The organism is Flammeovirga sp. SJP92 (genome assembly GCF_001583495.1).
Classification (GTDB): domain Bacteria; phylum Bacteroidota; class Bacteroidia; order Cytophagales; family Flammeovirgaceae; genus Flammeovirga.
In genome coordinates, this window is sequence record NZ_LQAQ01000056.1 from 1 (window position 1) to 1090 (window position 1090).

Here is a 1090-nt window from a genome sequence, read left to right on the forward strand (position 1 = left end):
AGATTACAAGGTCTCTCCTATTGAACTTTCAACGATTAAAGCTGCTGATGGCACATCGATCTTAAATACAAGAATGATTAAGCCTGCAGATTTTGATCCTGCTAAAAAATACCCTGTGATTGTCTATGTATATGGTGGTCCTGGTGTACAACTGATCACAAATAGATGGCAGGCTGGTGCGGCGCTTTGGATGCAAAAGGCCGCACAAGACGGTTACATCATCTACACTGTAGACAGTAGAGGTACTGAAAACAGAGGAAAAGATTTTGAACAAGCTACTCACTTGAAATTAGGAACTGAAGAAGTAAAAGATCAATTATTAGGCGTGGAATACTTAAAATCATTGCCTTATGTTGATGCAGACAGAATGGCCATTCACGGCTGGAGTTTCGGTGGTTTTATGACAACTTCTTTAATGACAAAAGCAGCTGATACTTTCAAAGTAGGTGTTGCTGGCGGTCCGGTAATGGATTGGGAATTATATGAAGTGATGTACACAGAGAGATACATGTCCACTCCTGAACTTAACGCTAAAGGATATGAGACGTCAAAATTATTAGACAAGACTACTTTGCTGAAAGATAAATTACTCATTATTCACGGATTAGTAGATGATGTTGTTGTTCCACAGCACTCTTTCTTGTTCCTTGAAAATGCTGTAAAAAATGGTGTTCAAGTAGATTTCTTCACTTACCCAGGACACCCTCACAACGTTAGAGGTAAAGACAGAGTACATTTGATGCGTAAAGTATTGATGTATATCGATGATGCTTTAAGCAAATAATAAATCACCTCCTCAATTTTCAGACTTCAAAGTCTAAAGTTGAGGAGGTCTTTTTTCTTTGAAATCGATTCCTTAATATTTTCAAAAAATAAAGCTTTTTTGGCTTTACTACATTATCTTGTGACGTTTTTGAATTGAACTTCAACAACACACTCTTTATTTTCGAATGACCAGAAAATAAAGTACGCTAAGTACTGTAACAGAAGAAAAGGGATGATTTTAGTTTAATATTTTTTATTCTAATCAAGGCAGATTTGCAGAGCATAGCCTTAGTTACGCGATAAAAATCTAACGAAGAGTAGGATA

The 1090-nt window shown here is 36.4% G+C and carries 1 protein-coding gene; it reads left to right on the forward strand.

Annotation, left to right across the window (positions count from 1 at the left end; all coding sequences use genetic code 11):
• Window positions 1-784, forward strand: a 784-nt coding sequence (locus AVL50_RS12125) for a S9 family peptidase (RefSeq protein ID WP_157491307.1), incomplete at its 5' end; no start/stop codon positions are given.
• Window positions 785-1090: the final 306 nt, after the last annotated feature.